The organism is Nostoc sp. LPT (assembly GCF_017115165.1).
GTDB lineage: Bacteria > Cyanobacteriota > Cyanobacteriia > Cyanobacteriales > Nostocaceae > Nostoc.
Genome location: NZ_JABXKF010000067.1, coordinates 1 through 20,353, shown reverse-complemented (window position 1 = coordinate 20,353; position 20,353 = coordinate 1). Strand labels below are relative to the sequence as shown.

Below are 20,353 nucleotides of genomic sequence, written 5' to 3'. Positions count from 1 at the left end.
TATTAAAGGAACGTGAAAAATGAAGGTGGCATTTCTGGGAACTGGACTGATGGGACTACCAATGGCTCAAAGGTTATTAGCCGCAGATATACAGCTAGTTGCCTACAATCGTACCCCAGAAAAATTAGCACCACTACAAGCAGCTGGGGCTGAAATTGCTACACATCCCCGCCACGCCATTCGTGCTGCTGAGTGTGTAATTCTCATGCTGACTAATGCCCCGGCCATTTATAATGTGTTGCTTTCAGATACTGCTTGGCAAACTCTGGAAGGACGCACAATTATCCAAATGGGAACTATTACACCCACAGAAAGCCAGGAAATTAGAGATGCAGTTGTTGCTGGTGGGGGTGAGTATTTAGAAGCACCTGTATTAGGGAGTATTCCAGAAGCAAAAGCTGGCAAGTTGAGTGTTATGGTAGGGGCCGAGCCAGAACAATACGAACGCCACTTGAAGTTACTCCAAAATTTTGGGAAAGAACCTTTACTTATCGGCCCAGTAGGAACTGCGGCGGCGCTTAAATTGGCACTAAATCAACTAATAGCTTCTCTAACAACTAGCTTTGCTCTGAGTCTAGCTTTTATCCAGCGTCAAGGTGTCGATGTCGATGTGTTTATGCAAATCTTGCGCGACAGTCCACTCTATGCACCTACCTTTGACAAAAAGCTACAACGGATGCTAGATGGCAATTATGCCGATCCCAATTTCCCCACAAAACACTTGCTTAAAGATACGGAATTATTTATCTCAGAAGCGAAATCTCGGAATTTGGATCTTAGCAGTATTAAAGGAGTGCGGCAAATCTTGCAAACAGCTGTGAAAATGTCATTTGTTGATGATGATTACTCATCACTATTTTCAGTCATTAAGGAATGGGGAGATTAACAATTCACGCATTCAAACATTTTAGACATTTCAGACGAACGCGAGTGCGTCTCTAAGAGTTGAGAAGTGCCAACTCCTGCGGGGAGACGCCAAGGGCGATGCGCTCTTTAAGAGCGTTGTGGCAACTACGTTCCATTTAAACCCCGACTGAAAATGATTTGGAGGCGGAGTTGTCCGAAGCTCCGCGCTACATATAGATATAGGGGTCTTAAACCCTTGAATTTACGATAAATTTTTGTAGAGTGTACAAATATACATTGGTGTCAGCTTAATGTTAAAAGGGCGGTTGATAACCCAATAAGGTTCAGTTAGCGCCAAAAGTTTTAAACTGTATAGGTTAGGTTGAGGAACGAAACCCAACATTTCTGTAGCTTTGTTGGGTTGCACTTTGCTTAACCCAACTACAATTTTTTTTAACTTAACGTTAAAAGGGCGGTTGATAACCGCCCTGCTTGTAAGTTGACACTTGAAAAATTTTGTAAATTCAGACACATTGAAGAAAGCTTATTCCTACACCCTGGCATTCCTGATATGCTTTTGAAAATGCTCAATCAAAAGGTTTTAACTGAATCGTAATCGTTAAAAGGATAAGCTAATCGGCATTTAAGTTGCATAAAAGCAGGGCTGTTCGCGAAGCGTTCCCGTAGGGTAGCCTTGACTACGAGCGAATCATTCTGGAAAAATGAATGACGATTAGCTTATTACTGACCATTAATAGTAGTCGATCGGGGAAATGGCAAAGATTCAGGCTGAGGCTGAGGCACAGACGAAGGCTGAGGTTCAGGTTGAGGATTGAGAAATTCCTGCCAAGTCTTAATTTGCTCTTGCGCTGCACTGTAAGCAGCACTACCGCGTGGAACTGATTTGGCAATGTCAATGCCTCTAGCAATATCAGACTGACCTTGAGTGCGTGCTATTTCTAACAATTGCTGACTCCATTGGTCAATAGCCTGATTTGCATCCATACGTAAGATGCTATTGTTTGAAACTCGATCCGCCAGTCGTATTGCCTCAACCAAGGCTTCTGGAGTGCCAGCCACCCCCACTTCCTGGGCTTTTTTCCAGTTTTCTCTAGTGCGGATTTGCCCTTCCCAGTCATTGATCGCAGCTTGTGCTTCTTGTGAAAGCGCCCTTCCCGATGAAGCAATTTGTTGAGCTGTGCTAATGGCGGCGGTGAGATTTCCACTCTGGGCCAATTCTTGTGCTTGATCTAAGTAAGGTTGGTCTTGAATTCGCTCAATCTTTCTTACCCAAGTACGAATTTTTTTCCGTGCTTCTGGATATAGTGCACGACCTCTACGAATTTCGCTGGCCTGGGCGATCGCAGCTTGCAAGGAGTTAATATCCTCGAATATTGCGATCTGTTCGGCGCGGTCTAAGTAAGGTTGGTCTTCAATTGTCTCCACTTGGGCGTTCCAGCGACCTATCTCTTGTCTAGCTTCTGCGCCTCTAGGGTTACTCGCAGGAATAAGCTGTACTTGGGCGATCGCTGCTGTTAAATTCGGGACTGTTCCCTGGCTAGCCAATATTCTTGCTTTTTCCAGATGAGCAACATCTTCAATTTCCAACTGCCAACGAACAATTAGTTGCTGTGCTTCGTTATACACTGGTCTGGAAGGATCGATTTGTTGTGCTTGAGCGATCGCTGCCTCTAAACCAGAAACATTACCGATCCAAGCACTCCTTTTGGCATCTGCTATGGCAATAAAGTCATCAGTTTCGCCTTGCAGTTTCGCACTTTCCGGTATTTCCCTAGCAATATTCAGCGCTTCATCCGCATCCTGCTTGTCTAGTTTTGCCTGTGCCAATTCCAGCATTTTGCGTCCAAATGCCGGAATCGCTTCCTGAGCTTTTTGGTAAATGTAACTTTCCTGCCCAATCGACTCGGCTAACTTGATCGCTTCTAGTATGTTATCGACTACTTTGCTGTTTGCTAAACTTTCGGCTTTTCCTAACTTATCGCCATCTTCTCGCGCTGTGGCAATGAGACGATTCAATTGGTCGTATTTAGTACCCGCCCAGAATTGATTGTCTACACGTAGCATTTTAGCGGATAACATGAACGCCGATTGCCAGCGTCGTTCTTTTACTTCGGCGATCGCACCGTTGTATGTGGCTTCAGCCTTTGACCAAATTGACTGCCATTTGTCAATTTGCTCATTGACTAATTTATAAGCTACTAAATCTTCGGGTATCTTACGAGCAGTAGCGATCGCTTCCTCTAAATTCCCTGTTTGGAAACTTTGATCAGCTAGCTTCAAAATATCCCGCGACCATTCCTCGATGAAACGATCGATTTCTCCATGCAACGGGTGATTTTGTGGTAGTTGCTTCACCAGAGCGATCGCTTGTAATAGGTCGTTCACTGTTTGCTTAGAAGCCGCTAACTGAGCGCAATGTAGCCGCACAGAAGCACTAGCTAGCGGCCAGAAAATCGATGGGCAATTAGGGGCAGTTGGCAACTTTAGCAGCATTGCCATTGCCAAGAATCCTACACTGCTGGGAATCAACATTAGTAGTACTAGCCACAATGTCCAGCTTTTCATCCAGCGTGGCCATTTCCCAGAAGTACTACTGAGTTGGGCAGTTTCTTCTGAATTACTATTTATAGGTAATCCTTTCGTATGGTTTTTTTTTCGCCGCTTCACTGACTTGGAGGTAGAACCAGTAGCTGGGACATCAAATGGCTGAGTTTCACCGAATTGTTCTGTTCGGGATAATCTTTGGCTTTGATCTGGCTTTCTTCCACTGGCTCTTGACCAACTGTCTGGAATATCCCGCTCTGTCATCTCTCACACCAAAATAATTGAATAGCGCTCTGTTTTAGGTTGATAATTCCATTGTTGACATAGTAACTTTCTCGTCATTAAAAAGCTACTTTTTTGATTATCTCTCTCCACAGAGTACCATGATCAATCTTAAAAATCAGTGCTATTTTATACTTTATTCTCAAACAGCAGATTCGGCTTGCAAATCGGAAATTAGTTGAGCTAACTGATCGCTACTTGCCTGGTAGACGTTGCCGCAAAAGTCGCAAGTTGCTTCAGCACCATCATCCTTAATAATCATATCTTGCAGTTCAGCTTCTCCCAAAATCTTCAGTGCCCCCAAAACGCGATCAAAAGAGCAACCACAGTGGAAGCGCAACATTTGGCGTTCGGAAAAGATTTCCAACCCCATGTCTCCCAATAAGTCACCAAAGATTTCAGGTAACGTTTTCCCAGCTTGCAACAATGGCGTAAATCCTGCTAGACCAGCAACCCGTGATTCCAACGTTTCTACTAAGGCTTCGTCTCTGGCGGCTTTGGGCAATATTTGTATCAGTAACCCTCCAGCAGCAGTTACTCCTGCTGCTCCCACGAACACACCTAAAACTAAAGCCGAAGGTGTTTGTTCGGAATTCACCAGATAATGAGCTACATCATCACCAATTTCGCCAGAAACTAGTTCTACCGTACTAGAGTAAGGATAACCATAACCGATATCTCGCACAACGTAGAGGTAGCCGCTACCCACAGCACCACCAACATCTAATTTACCTTTGGGGTTGGGAGGCAATTCTACAGATGAATTCCCAACATATCCGCGTACCGTACCATCTAACCCTGCATCTACTAATATGCCACCCAAAGGCCCATCGCCCTTAACGCGGATATTCACCCTCGATCCAGTCCGCTTCATACTAGAAGCCATTAACAAGCCCGCCGTCATAGTCCGACCCAGTGCTGCCGTTGCTACATAAGAAAGCTGATGACGCTGCCGTGCTTCTTCTGTTAAACGTGTGGCGATCGCACCTACGGCACGAATTCCACCTTCGGCTGCTGTTGCACGAATTAACTGATCCGCCATGAATAACCTTACATTTCTTAACAAGTTCACTTTTTCTATTCTAAGTTCTCTGCTGCAAGAAAAGTAACGTAGTCGGGTGTTACGCAAATAAACGGCTGTCATTGGTCATTAGTCATTAGTTATTTGCAAAGGACAAAGGACTGATGACTAATGACAAAAACTATTTGCAATATTAGAAATAGCGATGTCTTATCTTTAGGTAATCCGAGAAAAATGCTGGGTAATTTTCAACAAAGCCAACTGCGGATTGAAATCGAAGCATCAACAGATGCAATTCGTGACAGTCTGCTGCATCCCGTGCAACTAAAAAAATGGCTTTTAGGTCAACGTTTTGCGCCAGGAATGCCAGAAGAACTGCTTCCCGGATTTCAGTTTACAACCTGGACTGGGCCAGTCGCGATTCATCATCAAGTAAACGTTGTCAAATCCAACTGCCTCCGCTTAGTACTCAGTGGAGGCATTGACGGCTTCCACGAATGGTACTGGGGAGAAGGTTGGGTACAGTCCCGCTTGGAAGGAATTTCAATTTTGCCCTTGAATTTGGGTCAAACACTCAGCTTGTTGAGCTTGCGTCAGTTTTTAGCAACTCCAGAACGTTGAATTGACTGAACGTAGAAAAGGGATTTTCCTTGTCTCTATGGCTAGCTCTTTCAAGGTAATTAGAAAAATCTCTTTTTTCTCTCTACGCCACGGACACTTTGCTCAAGTAGGGAAACCCGCTCATGCAAGTGTCCTCCTCTGTGTCTCTGCGGTTTAAAAGTAATTTATCTAACGACTTTCTAGACTCATGGGAATTAGTTTTCCCTTGACCAATAGACCTCTTGTAAAAGTCCCCTAACACCCCACCCCCAGTTCCTCCCCGCAGGCGGCGAGGGGAGACTTTGACGTAAGTCAAAGGCGGGGTGGGGTTCTTTTTTTGATTTATGCAAGAAGTCTAATTTATAGCGGGTATCAGTGCTATCATCATATTTCAGGTATTCTTCAAAGGTTAATTTTGGGGTGGTTATAGCCATTGCTTCCCCTTGCAAATCTTTACCTTGGTTTTACGACCAACACTGAACAATTAGCTTCTTCCACAACTTGACTGCTAACAGAACCCTGAACAATTCGTTTCATCCCCATCAAGCCCCGACTGCCAATTACGATCAAGTCAGTTTTATAAATATTGGCAAGACGAATAATCTCTTCAGCGGGATCGCCAGTTACTAACTCTAACTCACTTTTGGCTGATAACTTTTCCTGATATAATTGCAGTTGCTTTTCAATATGAAAATAAGAAAACGTTGGGGACTCTGGTTGAGGGCGATCGGCAGGTAGTTCCATTTCTGACTCTGGTGTGAGAAACACATGACACAGAATAACCTTGGCGTCTTTTGAAAACACCAAATAATCTAAAGCTTGAATTACTCGTTCTGAAATATCCGAACCGTCCAGAGCTACCAAAACACTATTTAGCACTGCTCTCGTCTCCTAAAGAGTAGACCCCTTACATACATAAGTATCTAGCAAAATTAGTCGGCAATGACACTAAACTAATTTTTTATCTGACAACTTAGTTTATATATTTAAGGCTACGCCATAGGTCAGCTAGTTTTACACCACTTTCATGCTAACGGGTTGTAGCAACTTTTCTGGAGAAGCTTTTCACAAGTTTCTGGGAGAAGAAAACCTCTCCCAGAAACTACAGTCGGCAATGCCCGACTTGTGGACGCTTAAAGGGTGATTCAAGTTAGGATAGTAAATGGCGTGCTTTAGCATAGCTTACCGTAGGTATCGCTATCCAAATTTTGAGTTATCAGAAAAAATTAAGCATTCCAAATCACTCTTCTTGTTGAATTCGGCGTCGTACCGAATCAGCGTGAGAAGGTAAACCTTCTGCTGTTGCTAGCACATCTATGGCACCAGCCACATTTTGCAATGCAGTTTGGGAGTATTGAATAATACTGGAGTGTTTAAGGAAAGTTTCAACACTCAATGCCGAAGCATAGCGGGCAGCACCAGAAGTTGGCAAGGTATGATTAGGGCCTGCCAAATAATCTCCTACAGCTTCTGGTGTTGAGTAACCCAAAAAGATTGCCCCAGCGTGGCGAATCTGTGGTAGGAGTGCCCAAGGGTCTTTGACTTCTAATTCCAGGTGTTCGGGGGCAAATTCATTTGAGAGTTCTGCTGCGGCTTGGAGCGATTCCACAACGATAATCAAGCCGTAGTGAGCGATCGCTTTTTCTGTGTCTATTCGCCGTGGATGATCCACTAGCTGTCTTTCCAAAGCTAATTGTACGTTTTTCGCCAAAGCAGCATCTGTGGTCAGCAAAATTGCTGCCGCCATTGGATCGTGTTCGGCTTGGGCCAGCAAGTCAGCAGCTACATGTACTGGATTTGCGGTTTCGTCGGCAATCACCAGCACTTCGCTGGGGCCTGCCAAAGAATCAATACCGACGGTGCCATAGACAAGTTTTTTCGCTAGGGTGACATAAATGTTACCAGGCCCAGTAATCACATTCACTTTCGGAATCGTTTCTGTACCATAAGCTAAAGCGGCGATCGCTTGTGCGCCCCCAATGCGATAAATTTCTTGCACCCCTGCTTCTTGGGCAGCTACCAAGACTGCTGGGTTAATAGCACCCCCTGGCCCTGGTGGTGTTACCATCACCACGTGGGGTACAGCAGCAACATGAGCCGGAATTGCATTCATTAGCACTGTACTGGGATAGGCGGCACGGCCACCAGGCACATACAACCCGGCTCGGTCTACAGGCGTGTAGCGTTTGCCCAGTACTACTTCATCGTCACCAAAGTGTACCCAGCTTTTTGGTACTCGCTGACGATGAAACGCTTCAATTTGGCGGCAAGCTCGCCGAACTGCGCCCAACAACTCCTTTGATACCTGCTGATAGGCTGCATCTAGTTCCGAGCCTGTAACTCGGAGTTCTTCTGCTTTGAGCGTTTGTTTGTCAAATTCGTCCGTGTAATGCAATACAGCTTTGTCGCCTTGGCGCTTCACTGCTTGCAAAATTTCCCGCACCGTTGCTTCTTTGTGAAGTACCTGTTCGTCATGGGTGCGCTCGCAGATCCGTTGTAGTTCTGCTCTAACGTCTGCCTGCTGAGTAATAATTCGCAGCATGGAGTAAGGACAATGCCAAAATTATAATATTGCCACCTGAGATTTAGTATTGCTCTTGACCCACTGGGGTGTGCAAGCTGACTCTAATTCTCTTCTCTAGCTTAACCTGGATTTTTTTGATACTCTCAAGGCTACCAGCGTATAGTTTGCTTGAGAAGGCGACTTAATTGCTCAATCCGACAAGCCTTGATTGGCTAGTGGCAGGAAGCAGGTGTGCCATTTCCCACTCCCCTTACACCCTTTCCTTCAATCCTTGTGGGGTGCAGATGGTATGTTTACACATCCAATCCCCTGAATTTACAGGGGTTAGGGTCTGAGTATAATTTTTACTTATTTCCCTAACTTTTACTAGTTAATGTGTGTACAGGACGATATATCGGTTCTATACTTGAGAATCCCTGAGATTTAGATCTTTACAGTTCCTGCTTTTAAATAATACATCTGGTTTACGGACAAATTATATTTATTGGCAATCACATTGCTTAATCAGGTTGTGATCAGTTAGGGTGACAGTTATTTAGATGTATTTTATTTTAACGCATTTCCTAAATCGACAAAATATTGAATTGGCTAGTAGAGACTATTGATTTTCATTCATGCCCAATACCTAATCCCATAATTTATTTAGTAAATTATAACATTGGCAATTTGGATGCTATATTAGTAAGTCTAGTAGTGTGTGTACATAATTAATAATCGTATTTTTGGAATTGACTGTGGCGAATACAAAGTCTGCTCTCAAGCGTGCCCAAATCGCAGAACGTAACCGACTGCGTAATAAATCTTACAAATCAGCAGTCAAGACGCTGATGAAGAAATACCTCTTAGCTGTAGCTGCTTATACAGCTAATCCTAGCCCAGAATTAAAACAAGAAGCGCAGGCTCGGTTATCCGAGGCTTACGGCAAAATTGATAAGGCGATCAAACGAGGTGTTCTTCACCCAAACAATGGGGCAAGGAAAAAGTCAAGATTGGCTCACAGACTAAAACCCCTCACACAAACAGCTGAATAGTCATTGGTCATTTGTCCTTAGTCATTAGTCATTGGTAACAAAACAAACGACAAATCACGAAGGACAAACAACAAAGGACAAAAGATGCAACTAATAGACACTCATGTACATCTTAACTTTGATAGTTTCCAGCCGGATTTAGCGACAGTGCGATCGCGGTGGCAAGAAGCAGGTGTAGTGCGTTTAGTGCATTCCTGTGTTCACCCGGAGGAGTTTTCCAGTATTCAATCCATAGCCCAAGAGTTTCCTGAAATTAGTTTTGCTGTAGGATTACATCCTTTAGATGCTGATAAATGGAATAGCGAGACAGCCGAGAAAATCAAAACTTTAGCGAGTTCTGACTCAAATGTGGTAGCAATTGGGGAAATGGGGCTGGATTTTTATAAAGCTGATAACTATGAGCAACAGTATATGGTGTTCGAGTCCCAGTTGGCGATCGCATCTGAACTAAACTTACCAGTGATTATCCACTGCCGTGATGCTGCTGTGGCAACCAAAGAAGTGTTGCAAAAATGGCGGCAACTCAAAGGAGAAACAGTGCGAGGTGTGATGCATTGCTGGGGAGGAACACCTGAAGAAACTCAATGGTTTTTGGATTTAGGCTTTTATATAAGCTTTAGCGGTACGGTAACGTTTAAAAATGCCAAAGCAATCCAATCCTCCGCTGCAATGGTAAGTAGCGATCGCCTACTGATTGAAACAGACTGCCCATTTCTGGCTCCAGTTCCGAAACGGGGCGAGAGGCGCAACGAGCCTGCCTACGTACTTTATGTAGCTGAACAAGTAGCTAAACTGCGTCATGAAACGGTAGAGGCGATCGCCCATCAAACCACCCAAAATGCCTGTGAATTATTCGGTTTGTCAATATTAAGTGTGTCCTAGTATCTTTTGTTAAGTTGTGTAAAAAAGAATAAACTTATAGGGGGACAAAAATATGCTAGTATTATTCCCTCAAAAACATTTTGCTTGCGCCATAATGATAAAGGAAGGAACATAAAACTTCTCATCCTGATTTCCATGCTGTTATGGCTTAGCCATCCTCAAAATCTCTACAAGCGGATGCCCTCCCCAGATGACTAACTGTGCCAACCTAAATTGAGCTAGCCTTTTGCACAACATCGGTTTAGTTTGTATTGAACCTATTCAAAATCGTTAAACAAAAATTGCCTTGTGAGTACAATCCAGCAAAATGAAGTGATTCTGATTCAAAATCGACAAGGTGCGGATCATTCCCTCAGTCTTAGGATATCTAAAATATCACTGAGACTATCAATAGCGGGGTGGATTTAAAACACACTGTGTGGAGCTGCGTCAGCAAATTAACGCGCTTTTTGGAGGGGAAGTGAAAAAAGTAAATCAAATTCAGGAATATTTTAACTGGATATTCTATTTGAAATGGGCATTGGGGAGCCAGCGTGTTGGGCGGCTTTGCCGACTTTTGCCCCTACTCTTAAGCAAGCTATGCGTAGCGTGTTTGACAGGAAAAGCGAATGGCTCCATTGGGCATGAGATGCAGAGGGGAAAGACTTTCAGCAATTTTTCCCATGCTCCCCTAGTGCCCAGTAGCCAGTACCCATTAACTTAGTCCCTATTAAGGGCAATTTTCCTTGTGAAAATTGCTCATTCCAGCCAGATTTAATCGCTGCGTTTGCCCACAGATGTAAATCACCAGTGTGTAAGAAAAAGTTCCCAAACAGCTAAGGACACTGGCTAGCAGTGGGAAGTGTCAAACAGCAGTGTCCAAGGGAAAATTGTACCAGGTTGACAAAGGAAGAGGCATGACTAAAGAAACATATATGGAACCCGCCTTTCTGTTGCCCGACTTGATTGAAATCCAGCGGTCAAGCTTTCGCTGGTTTTTAGAAGAAGGGCTGATAGAAGAACTGAACTCCTTTAGTCCTATTACAGATTATACGGGTAAATTAGAACTGCACTTTTTGGGTCATAACTACAAACTCAAGGAGCCAAAGTACAGCGTCGAAGAAGCTAAACGGCGCGATAGTACCTATGCTGTCCAAATGTATGTTCCCACACGTCTAATTAATAAAGAAACCGGGGAAATCAAAGAGCAAGAGGTATTCATTGGAGATTTGCCTTTGATGACCGATCGCGGCACGTTTATTATTAACGGAGCCGAGCGGGTAATTGTCAACCAAATAGTGCGATCGCCAGGGGTTTATTACAAATCAGAAATCGACAAAAACGGGCGACGTACTTATTCGGCTAGCTTAATTCCCAACCGGGGAGCATGGCTGAAATTTGAAACAGACCGTAACGATTTGGTGTGGGTACGCATCGACAAAACCCGCAAACTCTCAGCGCAGGTACTTCTAAAAGCTTTAGGTTTGTCAGACAACGAAATCTTTGACGCTTTACGCCACCCCGAATATTTCCAAAAAACCATCGAAAAAGAAGGGCAATTCTCTGAAGAAGAAGCCCTAATGGAGTTATATCGCAAACTGCGTCCTGGTGAACCACCCACAGTCTTAGGTGGACAACAACTCCTAGACTCCCGTTTCTTTGACCCGAAACGTTATGACCTTGGTCGCGTCGGACGATACAAGCTCAACAAAAAATTGCGCCTTTCTGTCCCAGACACAATGCGCGTCTTGACTGCCGGAGATATCTTGGCAGCCGTGGATTACCTGATCAACCTAGAGTATGACATTGGTAACATTGATGACATTGACCACTTAGGAAATCGGCGGGTGAGAAGCGTCGGTGAATTGCTGCAAAACCAAGTGCGGGTGGGCTTAAATCGCTTAGAGAGAATTATTCGGGAACGGATGACCGTATCCGATGCCGAAGTCCTGACCCCCGCTTCCTTGGTAAACCCCAAACCACTAGTAGCAGCAATTAAAGAATTTTTTGGTTCCAGCCAGTTAAGTCAGTTCATGGATCAAACAAATCCTCTAGCAGAACTGACCCACAAACGTCGTCTGAGTGCCCTTGGTCCTGGTGGTTTAACCCGCGAACGCGCTGGATTTGCAGTGCGAGATATTCATCCTAGTCACTATGGACGCATTTGCCCGATTGAGACACCAGAAGGCCCCAACGCTGGATTGATTGGCTCCTTGGCAACCCATGCGCGGGTTAACCTGTATGGGTTCTTAGAAACACCATTTAGACCTGTGGAAAATGGGCGAGTCAGATTTGATCTGCCTCCAGCCTATATGACAGCCGATGAAGAAGATGACCTGCGGGTTGCTCCGGGAGATATTCCTGTAGATGAAACAGGGCACATTATTGGGCCACAAGTGCCAGTCCGCTATCGCCAAGAATTTTCCACAACAACACCAGAACAGGTTGACTACGTAGCAGTATCTCCCGTACAAATTGTGTCGGTAGCAACCAGCATGATTCCCTTCTTGGAGCATGATGACGCTAACCGAGCGCTGATGGGATCGAACATGCAAAGGCAAGCAGTACCCCTGCTCAAACCAGAACGTCCTCTGGTAGGTACAGGTTTAGAAGCGCAAGGAGCAAGAGACTCCGGGATGGTGGTTGTATCGCGTACCGATGGCGATGTCACTTATGTGGATGCTACAGAAATTCGCGTCCGTCCTAAACCTAATACCCCAGAAATTAAGTACACCCTTTCCAAGTACCAACGTTCTAACCAAGACACGTGTTTAAATCAGAAACCTCTCGTCCGCATTGGTGAACGGGTTGTTGCTGGTCAGGTATTGGCTGATGGCTCCTCCACCGAAGGCGGTGAATTGGCGCTAGGACAAAATATCGTTGTTGCCTATATGCCTTGGGAAGGCTACAACTACGAAGACGCAATTTTAATTTCTGAAAGACTGGTGCAGGATGATGTCTACACCTCAATTCACATTGAAAAATATGAAATTGAAGCCAGACAAACCAAACTGGGGCCAGAAGAAATCACCAGAGAAATTCCCAACGTCGGGGAAGATGCATTGCGTCAGTTGGATGAACAAGGAATCATTCGTATTGGGGCGTGGGTAGAAGCTGGTGATATCTTGGTAGGAAAAGTCACACCCAAAGGTGAATCTGACCAACCGCCAGAAGAAAAACTGTTGCGGGCGATTTTCGGTGAGAAAGCACGGGATGTGCGGGACAATTCCCTGCGAGTCCCAAACGGTGAGAAAGGTCGCGTAGTTGATGTGCGCTTGTTTACTCGTGAACAAGGCGATGAACTACCACCGGGAGCCAATATGGTAGTCCGAGTGTATGTTGCCCAAAAACGCAAAATCCAAGTTGGGGACAAAATGGCAGGCCGCCACGGTAATAAAGGGATTATTTCTCGGATATTACCAGCAGAAGATATGCCTTATTTGCCCGATGGTTCACCAGTGGACATTGTACTTAACCCCTTGGGTGTACCCAGTCGGATGAACGTCGGACAAGTATTTGAATGTCTGTTGGGTTGGGCTGGTCAGACCTTGGGAGTACGATTTAAGATTACTCCCTTTGATGAAATGTACGGTGAAGAGTCATCTCGCCGAATCGTGCATGGCAAATTGCAAGAAGCACGGGACGAAACAGGGAAAGACTGGGTATATAACCCAGATAACCCAGGCAAAATCATGGTGTATGACGGTCGTACAGGTGAACCCTTTGACCGAGCAATTACCATCGGTGTGGCTTATATGCTGAAACTGGTGCATTTGGTGGATGATAAGATCCACGCCCGTTCTACAGGCCCATACTCCCTAGTGACTCAGCAACCCTTGGGTGGTAAAGCACAACAAGGTGGTCAGCGGTTTGGAGAAATGGAAGTGTGGGCATTGGAAGCCTTTGGTGCCGCTTACACCTTACAGGAATTGCTCACAGTTAAATCTGACGATATGCAAGGACGGAATGAAGCGTTAAATGCGATCGTTAAAGGTAAGGCAATTCCTCGGCCTGGAACTCCAGAATCCTTTAAGGTGCTAATGCGCGAGTTGCAATCATTGGGGTTAGACATTGCCGTACACAAGGTAGAGACCCAAGCAGACGGCAGTTCCCTAGACGTGGAAGTCGATTTGATGGCAGACCAATCAGCCCGTCGCACACCTCCTCGACCAACTTATGAATCTCTTTCTCGCGAATCGCTGGAAGATGACGAATAAGGAGTGCTGAGTGCTGAGTGCTGAGTGCTGAGTATTCAAAAACTCAGTAATTGGCATTTAGCACTTGGATCTCTCTTAATTCAAACCTTAAAACTAAATATACTCAAAACTCATAACTCGAAACTCAGCACTTAAGTATGAGACCTGCCCAAACTAATCAGTTTGACTACGTAAAAATCGGCTTGGCTTCTCCTGAACGCATTCGGCAGTGGGGTGAAAGAACATTGCCCAATGGTCAAGTAGTCGGTGAAGTTACCAAGCCAGAGACGATTAACTACCGAACTCTCAAGCCAGAGATGGATGGCTTGTTTTGTGAGCGAATCTTTGGCCCCGCGAAAGATTGGGAATGCCATTGTGGTAAGTATAAAAGAGTTCGTCACAGAGGCATTGTCTGTGAGCGCTGTGGGGTAGAAGTCACCGAGTCACGGGTGCGTCGCCACCGCATGGGCTATATTAAACTCGCTGCACCAGTAGCTCACGTTTGGTATCTCAAAGGCATTCCTAGCTATATTTCCATCCTGTTAGATATGCCCTTGCGGGATGTCGAGCAGATTGTTTATTTCAACTCTTATGTTGTCCTGAGTCCAGGTAATGCCGAAACCTTAACTTACAAACAACTACTGAGTGAAGACCAGTGGTTGGAAATAGAAGACCAAATTTATAGCGAAGATTCTCAGCTGCAAGGTGTAGAGGTAGGTATTGGTGCTGAAGCATTGCTGCGCTTGCTTGCCGATATTAATTTAGAACAAGAAGCGGAAAGCCTACGGGAAGAAATTGGCAACGCCAAGGGACAAAAGCGGGCCAAGCTAATTAAGCGACTGCGGGTGATTGACAACTTTATCGCCACTGGTTCCAAACCAGAGTGGATGGTAATGGCAGTTATTCCTGTGATTCCCCCCGACTTGCGCCCAATGGTGCAGCTAGATGGCGGACGGTTTGCCACCAGTGATTTAAATGATTTGTATCGGCGGGTAATTAACCGCAACAATCGTTTGGCACGCTTGCAAGAAATTTTGGCACCAGAAATTATTGTGCGGAATGAAAAGCGGATGCTCCAAGAAGCAGTGGACGCTTTGATTGACAATGGTCGTCGGGGGCGCACTGTAGTAGGGGCAAATAACCGACCCCTGAAATCTTTGTCCGACATTATTGAGGGTAAGCAAGGACGTTTCCGACAAAACTTGTTAGGTAAACGGGTTGACTACTCTGGACGTTCGGTAATTGTGGTTGGGCCAAAGCTGAAAATTCACCAGTGCGGTTTGCCTAGAGAAATGGCAATTGAGCTATTTCAACCATTTGTGATTAACCGCCTGATTCGTAGCGGTATGGTAAATAACATCAAAGCTGCGAAAAAGCTGATATCCCGCAATGATCCCAGTGTTTGGGATGTGCTGGAAGAGGTGATTGAAGGACACCCTGTGATGCTAAATCGGGCACCAACGTTGCACCGCTTGGGTATTCAGTCTTTTGAACCGATTTTAGTAGAAGGTAGAGCGATTCAACTTCATCCTCTGGTGTGTCCAGCATTTAATGCCGACTTTGACGGCGACCAAATGGCGGTACACGTCCCGCTGTCGTTAGAAAGTCAGGCTGAAGCGCGGTTGTTGATGTTGGCTTCTAACAATATTTTGTCACCAGCCACAGGTAAACCCATCATCACACCCAGCCAAGATATGGTATTGGGAGCGTATTACTTAACAGCAGAAAATCCCGGTGCGACAAAAGGCGCAGGAAAGTACTTTTCTTCGCTAGAGGATGTAATTATGGCTTTCCAGCAAGAGCAAATTGACTTGCACGCCTATATCTATGTGCGGTTTGACGGTGAAATAGAATCAGACCAACCGGATACAGAACCCGTGAAAGTGACGGAAAACGAGGATGGTACCCGGACATTACTCTATAAGTTCCGTCGAGTCAGACAAGACGCTAAAGGCAATGTAATTTCCCAGTATATTTACACAACTCCTGGTCGCGTTATTTACAATAACGCTATTCAGGAAGCACTTGCAAGCTAGTCATTTGTCCTTTGTCCTTTGTCCTATGAATCATGACAAATGACTGATGACTGATGACTAATGACTAATGACCAAGGACTAATGACCAATGACTGAAAAAATGATTTTTCGCAATCGCGTAGTTAACAAAAGTCAACTGCAAAAATTAATTTCTTGGGCCTTTACGTATTATGGTACAGCGCGAACCGCAGTAATGGCTGACAAATTGAAAGATTTGGGATTTCGCTATGCTACTAAGGCAGGGGTTTCTATCAGTGTAGATGACTTGATGGTGCCTCCAACTAAACGATTGCTCTTAGAAGCAGCCGAAGAAGAAATTCGCGCCACTGAAACCCGTTACCAACGGGGAGAAATCACGGAAGTAGAACGCTTCCAAAAGGTAATCGATACCTGGAACGGTACTAGTGAAGCTTTGAAAGATGAAGTAGTAGTTCACTTCAAGAAGACTAATCCCCTGAACTCTGTATACATGATGGCATTCTCCGGAGCGCGGGGTAACATCTCTCAAGTGCGGCAATTGGTAGGGATGCGGGGACTGATGGCAGATCCTCAAGGGGAAATTATCGATTTGCCCATCAAAACCAACTTCCGTGAAGGACTGACTGTGACGGAATACATTATTTCGTCTTACGGTGCCAGAAAAGGATTGGTGGATACTGCGTTGCGAACGGCTGACTCTGGTTATCTCACCCGCCGTTTGGTGGACGTATCCCAGGATGTAATTATTCGGGAATTTGACTGCGGCACCACTAGGGGTCTTAACATTCAACCAATGACAGAAGGGGCCAAAACCTTGATTCCTCTAGCAACCCGCTTGATGGGACGGGTAATTGGTGAAGATGTGGTGCATCCGGTGACAAAAGAAGTGATTGCAGCACGTAATACCCCAATTTCTGAGGATTTGGCCAAGAAAATTGAAAAATCTGGGGTGGGAGAAGTTGTGGTGCGATCGCCCCTAACTTGTGAAGCCGCACGTTCTGTCTGTCAACACTGCTACGGCTGGAGTTTAGCCCACGCCAAGATGGTAGATTTGGGCGAAGCTGTGGGAATTATTGCCGCCCAAAGTATCGGCGAACCTGGTACTCAGTTAACCATGCGGACATTCCACACGGGTGGTGTGTTTACTGGGGAAGTGGCGCAACAAGTGCGTTCTAAAATCGATGGAACTGTTAAGCTTCCCCGCAAACTGAAAACCAGAACATATCGTACCCGTCACGGAGAAGATGCGCTCTATGTTGAGGCTAATGGCATCATGCTTTTGGAGCCAACAAAAGTAGGTGATGTCACCCCAGAGAACCAGGAAGTTCATCTTACCCAAGGTTCAACACTATATGTATTTGATGGAAATCAGGTAAAACAAGGTCAGTTGTTGGCAGAGGTTGCCCTCGGTGGACGCACAACTCGGACTAATACAGAAAAAGCCGTTAAAGATGTTGCTTCTGACTTGGCAGGGGAAGTGCAATTTGCCGAAGTTGTTCCAGAACAAAAAACTGACCGTCAGGGTAATACCACAACCACAGCCGCACGAGGTGGTTTGATTTGGATTTTGTCTGGGGAAGTTTACAACTTGCCGCCTGGTGCAGAATTGGTGGTGAAAAATGGTGATGCGATCGCTTCTAATGGAGTTTTAGCAGAAACCAAGTTAACCAGTTTGCACGGTGGTGTAGTGCGGTTGCCAGAAGCTACTCCAGGTAAGAGTACCAGGGAAATTGAGATTATCACAGCTTCTGTAGTCTTAGACCAAGCAACAGTGACAGTCCAAAGTTCTCAAGGTCGCAATAATTACTTAGTTTCTACTGGCAACAACCAGGTATTTAACCTCCGGGCTACACCAGGTACAAAAGTGCAAAATGGTCAAGTAGTAGCTGAGTTAATTGATGACCGCTATCGCACAACTACTGGTGGATTCCTGAAATTCGCGGGTGTCGAAGTCCAGAAAAAGGGCAAAGCCAAGCTGGGTTATGAAGTCGTGCAGGGCGGTACACTATTGTGGATTCCCGAAGAAAGCCACGAAGTTAATAAAGATATCTCCTTACTGTTGGTGGAAGACGGTCAGTTTGTCGAAGCTGGCAGCGAAGTAGTGAAGGATATCTTCTGCCAAAACAGTGGTGTGGTAGAAGTGACCCAGAAAAACGACATCCTGCGGGAAGTGGTCGTGAAGCCAGGGGAACTGCTGATGGTGGACGATCCCGAATCAGTTATCGGGCGAGATAATACCTTTATCCAACCAGGTGAAGAATTCCAAGGCAACGTCGCCACGGAATTGCGTTATATCCAGTATGTAGAGACACCAGAAGGACCCGCCCTGTTAAGCCGTCCAGTAGTTGAGTTTGCCGTCCCTGATAATCCAGATGTGCCATCAACTACATCGGTAAGTCAACAAACCGGGCGATCGATTCAATTAAGAGCGGTGCAGCGATTACCTTATAAAGATTCAGAACGCGTCAAATCTGTTGAAGGTGTGGAACTGCTGCGAACCCAGCTAGTGCTGGAAATTGAGCAAGAAGGGGAACAAGACCATAATGCTTCACCCCTTGCAGCAGATATTGAATTAGTAGAGGATACCGAAGACCCAGAAGTTCAACGTTTACAACTGGTAATTTTGGAATCCTTGGTAATTCGTCGAGATATTACCGCCGATGCCACCCAAGGTAGTACCCAGACGACACTTGAGGTACACGATGGGCTAACCATCGCTCCAGGTTCTGTAGTCGCACGTACCCAAATCTTGTGTAAAGAAGGCGGGGAAGTACGAGGTGTTCAAAAAGGAACCGAAAACGTGCGTCGCTGTTTGGTGTTGCGCGACGCTGACAGGCTTCCCATTGATACTAGTACTCAGCCAAAGGTAAAAGTGGGTGACTTGCTAGTAGAAGGTACAGAAGTTGCTCCTGGAGTTTTTGCCCCAGAATCAGGGCAAGTAGTGGATATTAAAAGTGTCGCTGCTGCATCTGGTGGGGAATCAGCCTTAAGTACTAAAAACTACGTTATTACTACCCGTATCGGTCGCCCTTATCGAGTCAGTCCTGGTGCTGTGTTACAAATAGAAGACGGTGATTTGGTACAACGGGGTGATAACTTGGTGTTGCTGGTGTTTGAACGCGCCAAAACCGGAGATATCATTCAAGGTTTGCCCCGGATTGAGGAACTACTTGAAGCTCGTAAACCGAAAGAAGCGTGCATCTTATGTCGGCGGGGCGGAGAAGTTAAAGTAGTTTACGGTGATGGTGATGAAGCGATCGCTATTAAGGTCGTAGAATCAAATGGCGTGGTGACAGATTATCCTCTGGGGCCAGGACAAAATTTGATTGTGCCAGATGGCTCAATGGTATTAGCGGGACAACCGTTAACTGATGGCCCATCTAATCCCCACGAAATTTTGGAAATCTTCTTTAGCCTGGGTTCCGAAGATGGAATCTATGCTTGTGCTAGCCTTGCTTTACAGAAGGTACAGACATTCTTGGTGAATGAAGTGCAAATGGTGTACCAGTCTCAAGGGATTGATATTTCCGATAAGCACATTGAAGTGATTGTTCGCCAGATGACCAACAAAGTCAGGATTGATGATGGTGGTGACACCACAATGCTTCCCGGCGAATTGGTGGAACTGCGCCAAGTTGAGCAGGTGAATGAAGCTATGGCAATTACAGGCGGTGCGAGGGCACAATATACCCCGGTATTGTTGGGGATCACCAAAGCATCGTTGAACACCGACAGCTTTATTTCCGCCGCGTCCTTCCAAGAGACAACACGGGTACTTACCGAAGCCGCTATCGAAGGCAAATCTGACTGGCTGCGCGGATTAAAGGAAAACGTGATTATCGGGCGATTGATTCCGGCTGGTACTGGATACAATACCTATGAAGAACCAGGAGCGATCGATGACTATGCTGCTGAAATTACCAGTAGTGTGTTAGATGAAGTTGATGATCCCCTAGATATGGTCTTAGACGATCGCACAGCTCGCACCTATAATTTAGATTCTCCTACTCTTGGGGAATCTGGCTTTGGCAGCAGACGTGCAGAAAGGTCAATTCTAGATGAAGAAGATGAATTAATTGCTGACGAAGTAGTAGACGATGACGATTACGAGGAAGAAGAGGAAGACGACGAAGATGATTTCGACGACGAATAGAGACTTGAAATTTCGCGTCTAAAAGGTAAAAGGTAATATCGAGTCTGCTCAACTACCAATAACCAAAGTACCTTACTCGTGCTAGCGTGCCCCTTGTCAAGAGGCACGCTAGCTTCAGTTTTTCCCCTCCCCGATCATTAGAAGAAAATTAAGTTTTATAAGTGTAAATCTGATTGAACAGCTGCTGTAAAAACTTGTCAATTAATACCAATTCTCTAAAAGCTGGCTACAGATAAAGCTACCAAAATATATTGCCTTC

12 protein-coding genes are annotated in these 20,353 nt (G+C 45.4%); 7 read left to right on the top strand and 5 right to left on the bottom strand.

Features of this window, described 5'->3' with window-relative positions:
- Positions 1 to 19: 19 nt before the first annotated feature.
- Positions 20 to 886 (top strand): NAD(P)-dependent oxidoreductase, encoded by an 867-nt coding sequence (locus HWQ58_RS15455; RefSeq protein WP_292863985.1) that lies wholly within the window; start codon positions 20 to 22, stop codon positions 884 to 886.
- A 701-nt stretch (positions 887 to 1,587) separates the two neighbouring features.
- Here the strand turns inward: HWQ58_RS15455 and HWQ58_RS15450 are convergent.
- Positions 1,588 to 3,675 carry a chromosome segregation ATPase gene (locus HWQ58_RS15450; protein WP_292863983.1) on the bottom strand — a complete coding sequence of 696 codons (2,088 nt, stop codon included), beginning with the start codon at positions 3,673 to 3,675 and terminating at the stop codon, positions 1,588 to 1,590.
- Positions 3,676 to 3,835: 160 nt separating this feature from the next.
- Positions 3,836 to 4,735, bottom strand: a complete 900-nt coding sequence (gene hslO / locus HWQ58_RS15445) for an Hsp33 family molecular chaperone HslO (protein ID WP_292864025.1) — start codon at positions 4,733 to 4,735, stop codon at positions 3,836 to 3,838.
- Between the two features lie 213 nt (positions 4,736 to 4,948).
- Between hslO and HWQ58_RS15440 the strand changes: the two genes are divergently transcribed.
- Positions 4,949 to 5,335, top strand: coding sequence for a hypothetical protein (locus HWQ58_RS15440; RefSeq protein WP_104909462.1), 387 nt, complete (start codon positions 4,949 to 4,951; stop codon positions 5,333 to 5,335).
- A 194-nt stretch (positions 5,336 to 5,529) separates the two neighbouring features.
- On the opposite strand, the gene HWQ58_RS15435 is transcribed toward HWQ58_RS15440, so the two are convergent.
- The 3 genes from HWQ58_RS15435 to hisD all read right to left on the bottom strand — a co-directional run bounded on the left by HWQ58_RS15435 (position 5,530) and on the right by hisD (position 7,856).
- Entirely contained in the window at positions 5,530 to 5,748 is a 219-nt protein-coding gene (locus HWQ58_RS15435) for a hypothetical protein (protein ID WP_292863980.1), read from the bottom strand.
- A 19-nt stretch (positions 5,749 to 5,767) separates the two neighbouring features.
- Complete coding sequence (locus tag HWQ58_RS15430; protein ID WP_292863977.1) at positions 5,768 to 6,193, bottom strand: universal stress protein; 426 nt, start codon at positions 6,191 to 6,193, stop codon at positions 5,768 to 5,770.
- 361 nt (positions 6,194 to 6,554) lie between these two features.
- Complete coding sequence (gene hisD, locus HWQ58_RS15425) at positions 6,555 to 7,856, bottom strand: histidinol dehydrogenase (protein ID WP_292863974.1); 1,302 nt, start codon at positions 7,854 to 7,856, stop codon at positions 6,555 to 6,557.
- Positions 7,857 to 8,572: 716 nt separating this feature from the next.
- Here hisD and rpsT point away from each other — a divergent pair.
- The 5 genes from rpsT to HWQ58_RS15400 all read left to right on the top strand — a co-directional run bounded on the left by rpsT (position 8,573) and on the right by HWQ58_RS15400 (position 20,094).
- Entirely contained in the window at positions 8,573 to 8,869 is a 297-nt protein-coding gene (rpsT, locus tag HWQ58_RS15420) for a 30S ribosomal protein S20 (protein ID WP_292863971.1), read from the top strand.
- A gap of 84 nt (positions 8,870 to 8,953) precedes the next feature.
- Entirely contained in the window at positions 8,954 to 9,751 is a 798-nt protein-coding gene (locus HWQ58_RS15415; RefSeq protein WP_292863968.1) for a TatD family hydrolase, read from the top strand.
- Positions 9,752 to 10,647: 896 nt separating this feature from the next.
- Positions 10,648 to 13,947: a DNA-directed RNA polymerase subunit beta gene (rpoB, locus tag HWQ58_RS15410; protein ID WP_292775694.1), complete on the top strand. Its 3,300-nt coding sequence runs from the start codon at positions 10,648 to 10,650 to the stop codon at positions 13,945 to 13,947.
- A 137-nt stretch (positions 13,948 to 14,084) separates the two neighbouring features.
- Positions 14,085 to 15,962: a DNA-directed RNA polymerase subunit gamma gene (locus HWQ58_RS15405; protein WP_292863965.1), complete on the top strand. Its 1,878-nt coding sequence runs from the start codon at positions 14,085 to 14,087 to the stop codon at positions 15,960 to 15,962.
- An 88-nt stretch (positions 15,963 to 16,050) separates the two neighbouring features.
- Positions 16,051 to 20,094 (top strand): DNA-directed RNA polymerase subunit beta'', encoded by a 4,044-nt coding sequence (locus tag HWQ58_RS15400; RefSeq protein WP_292863962.1) that lies wholly within the window; start codon positions 16,051 to 16,053, stop codon positions 20,092 to 20,094.
- Positions 20,095 to 20,353: the final 259 nt, after the last annotated feature.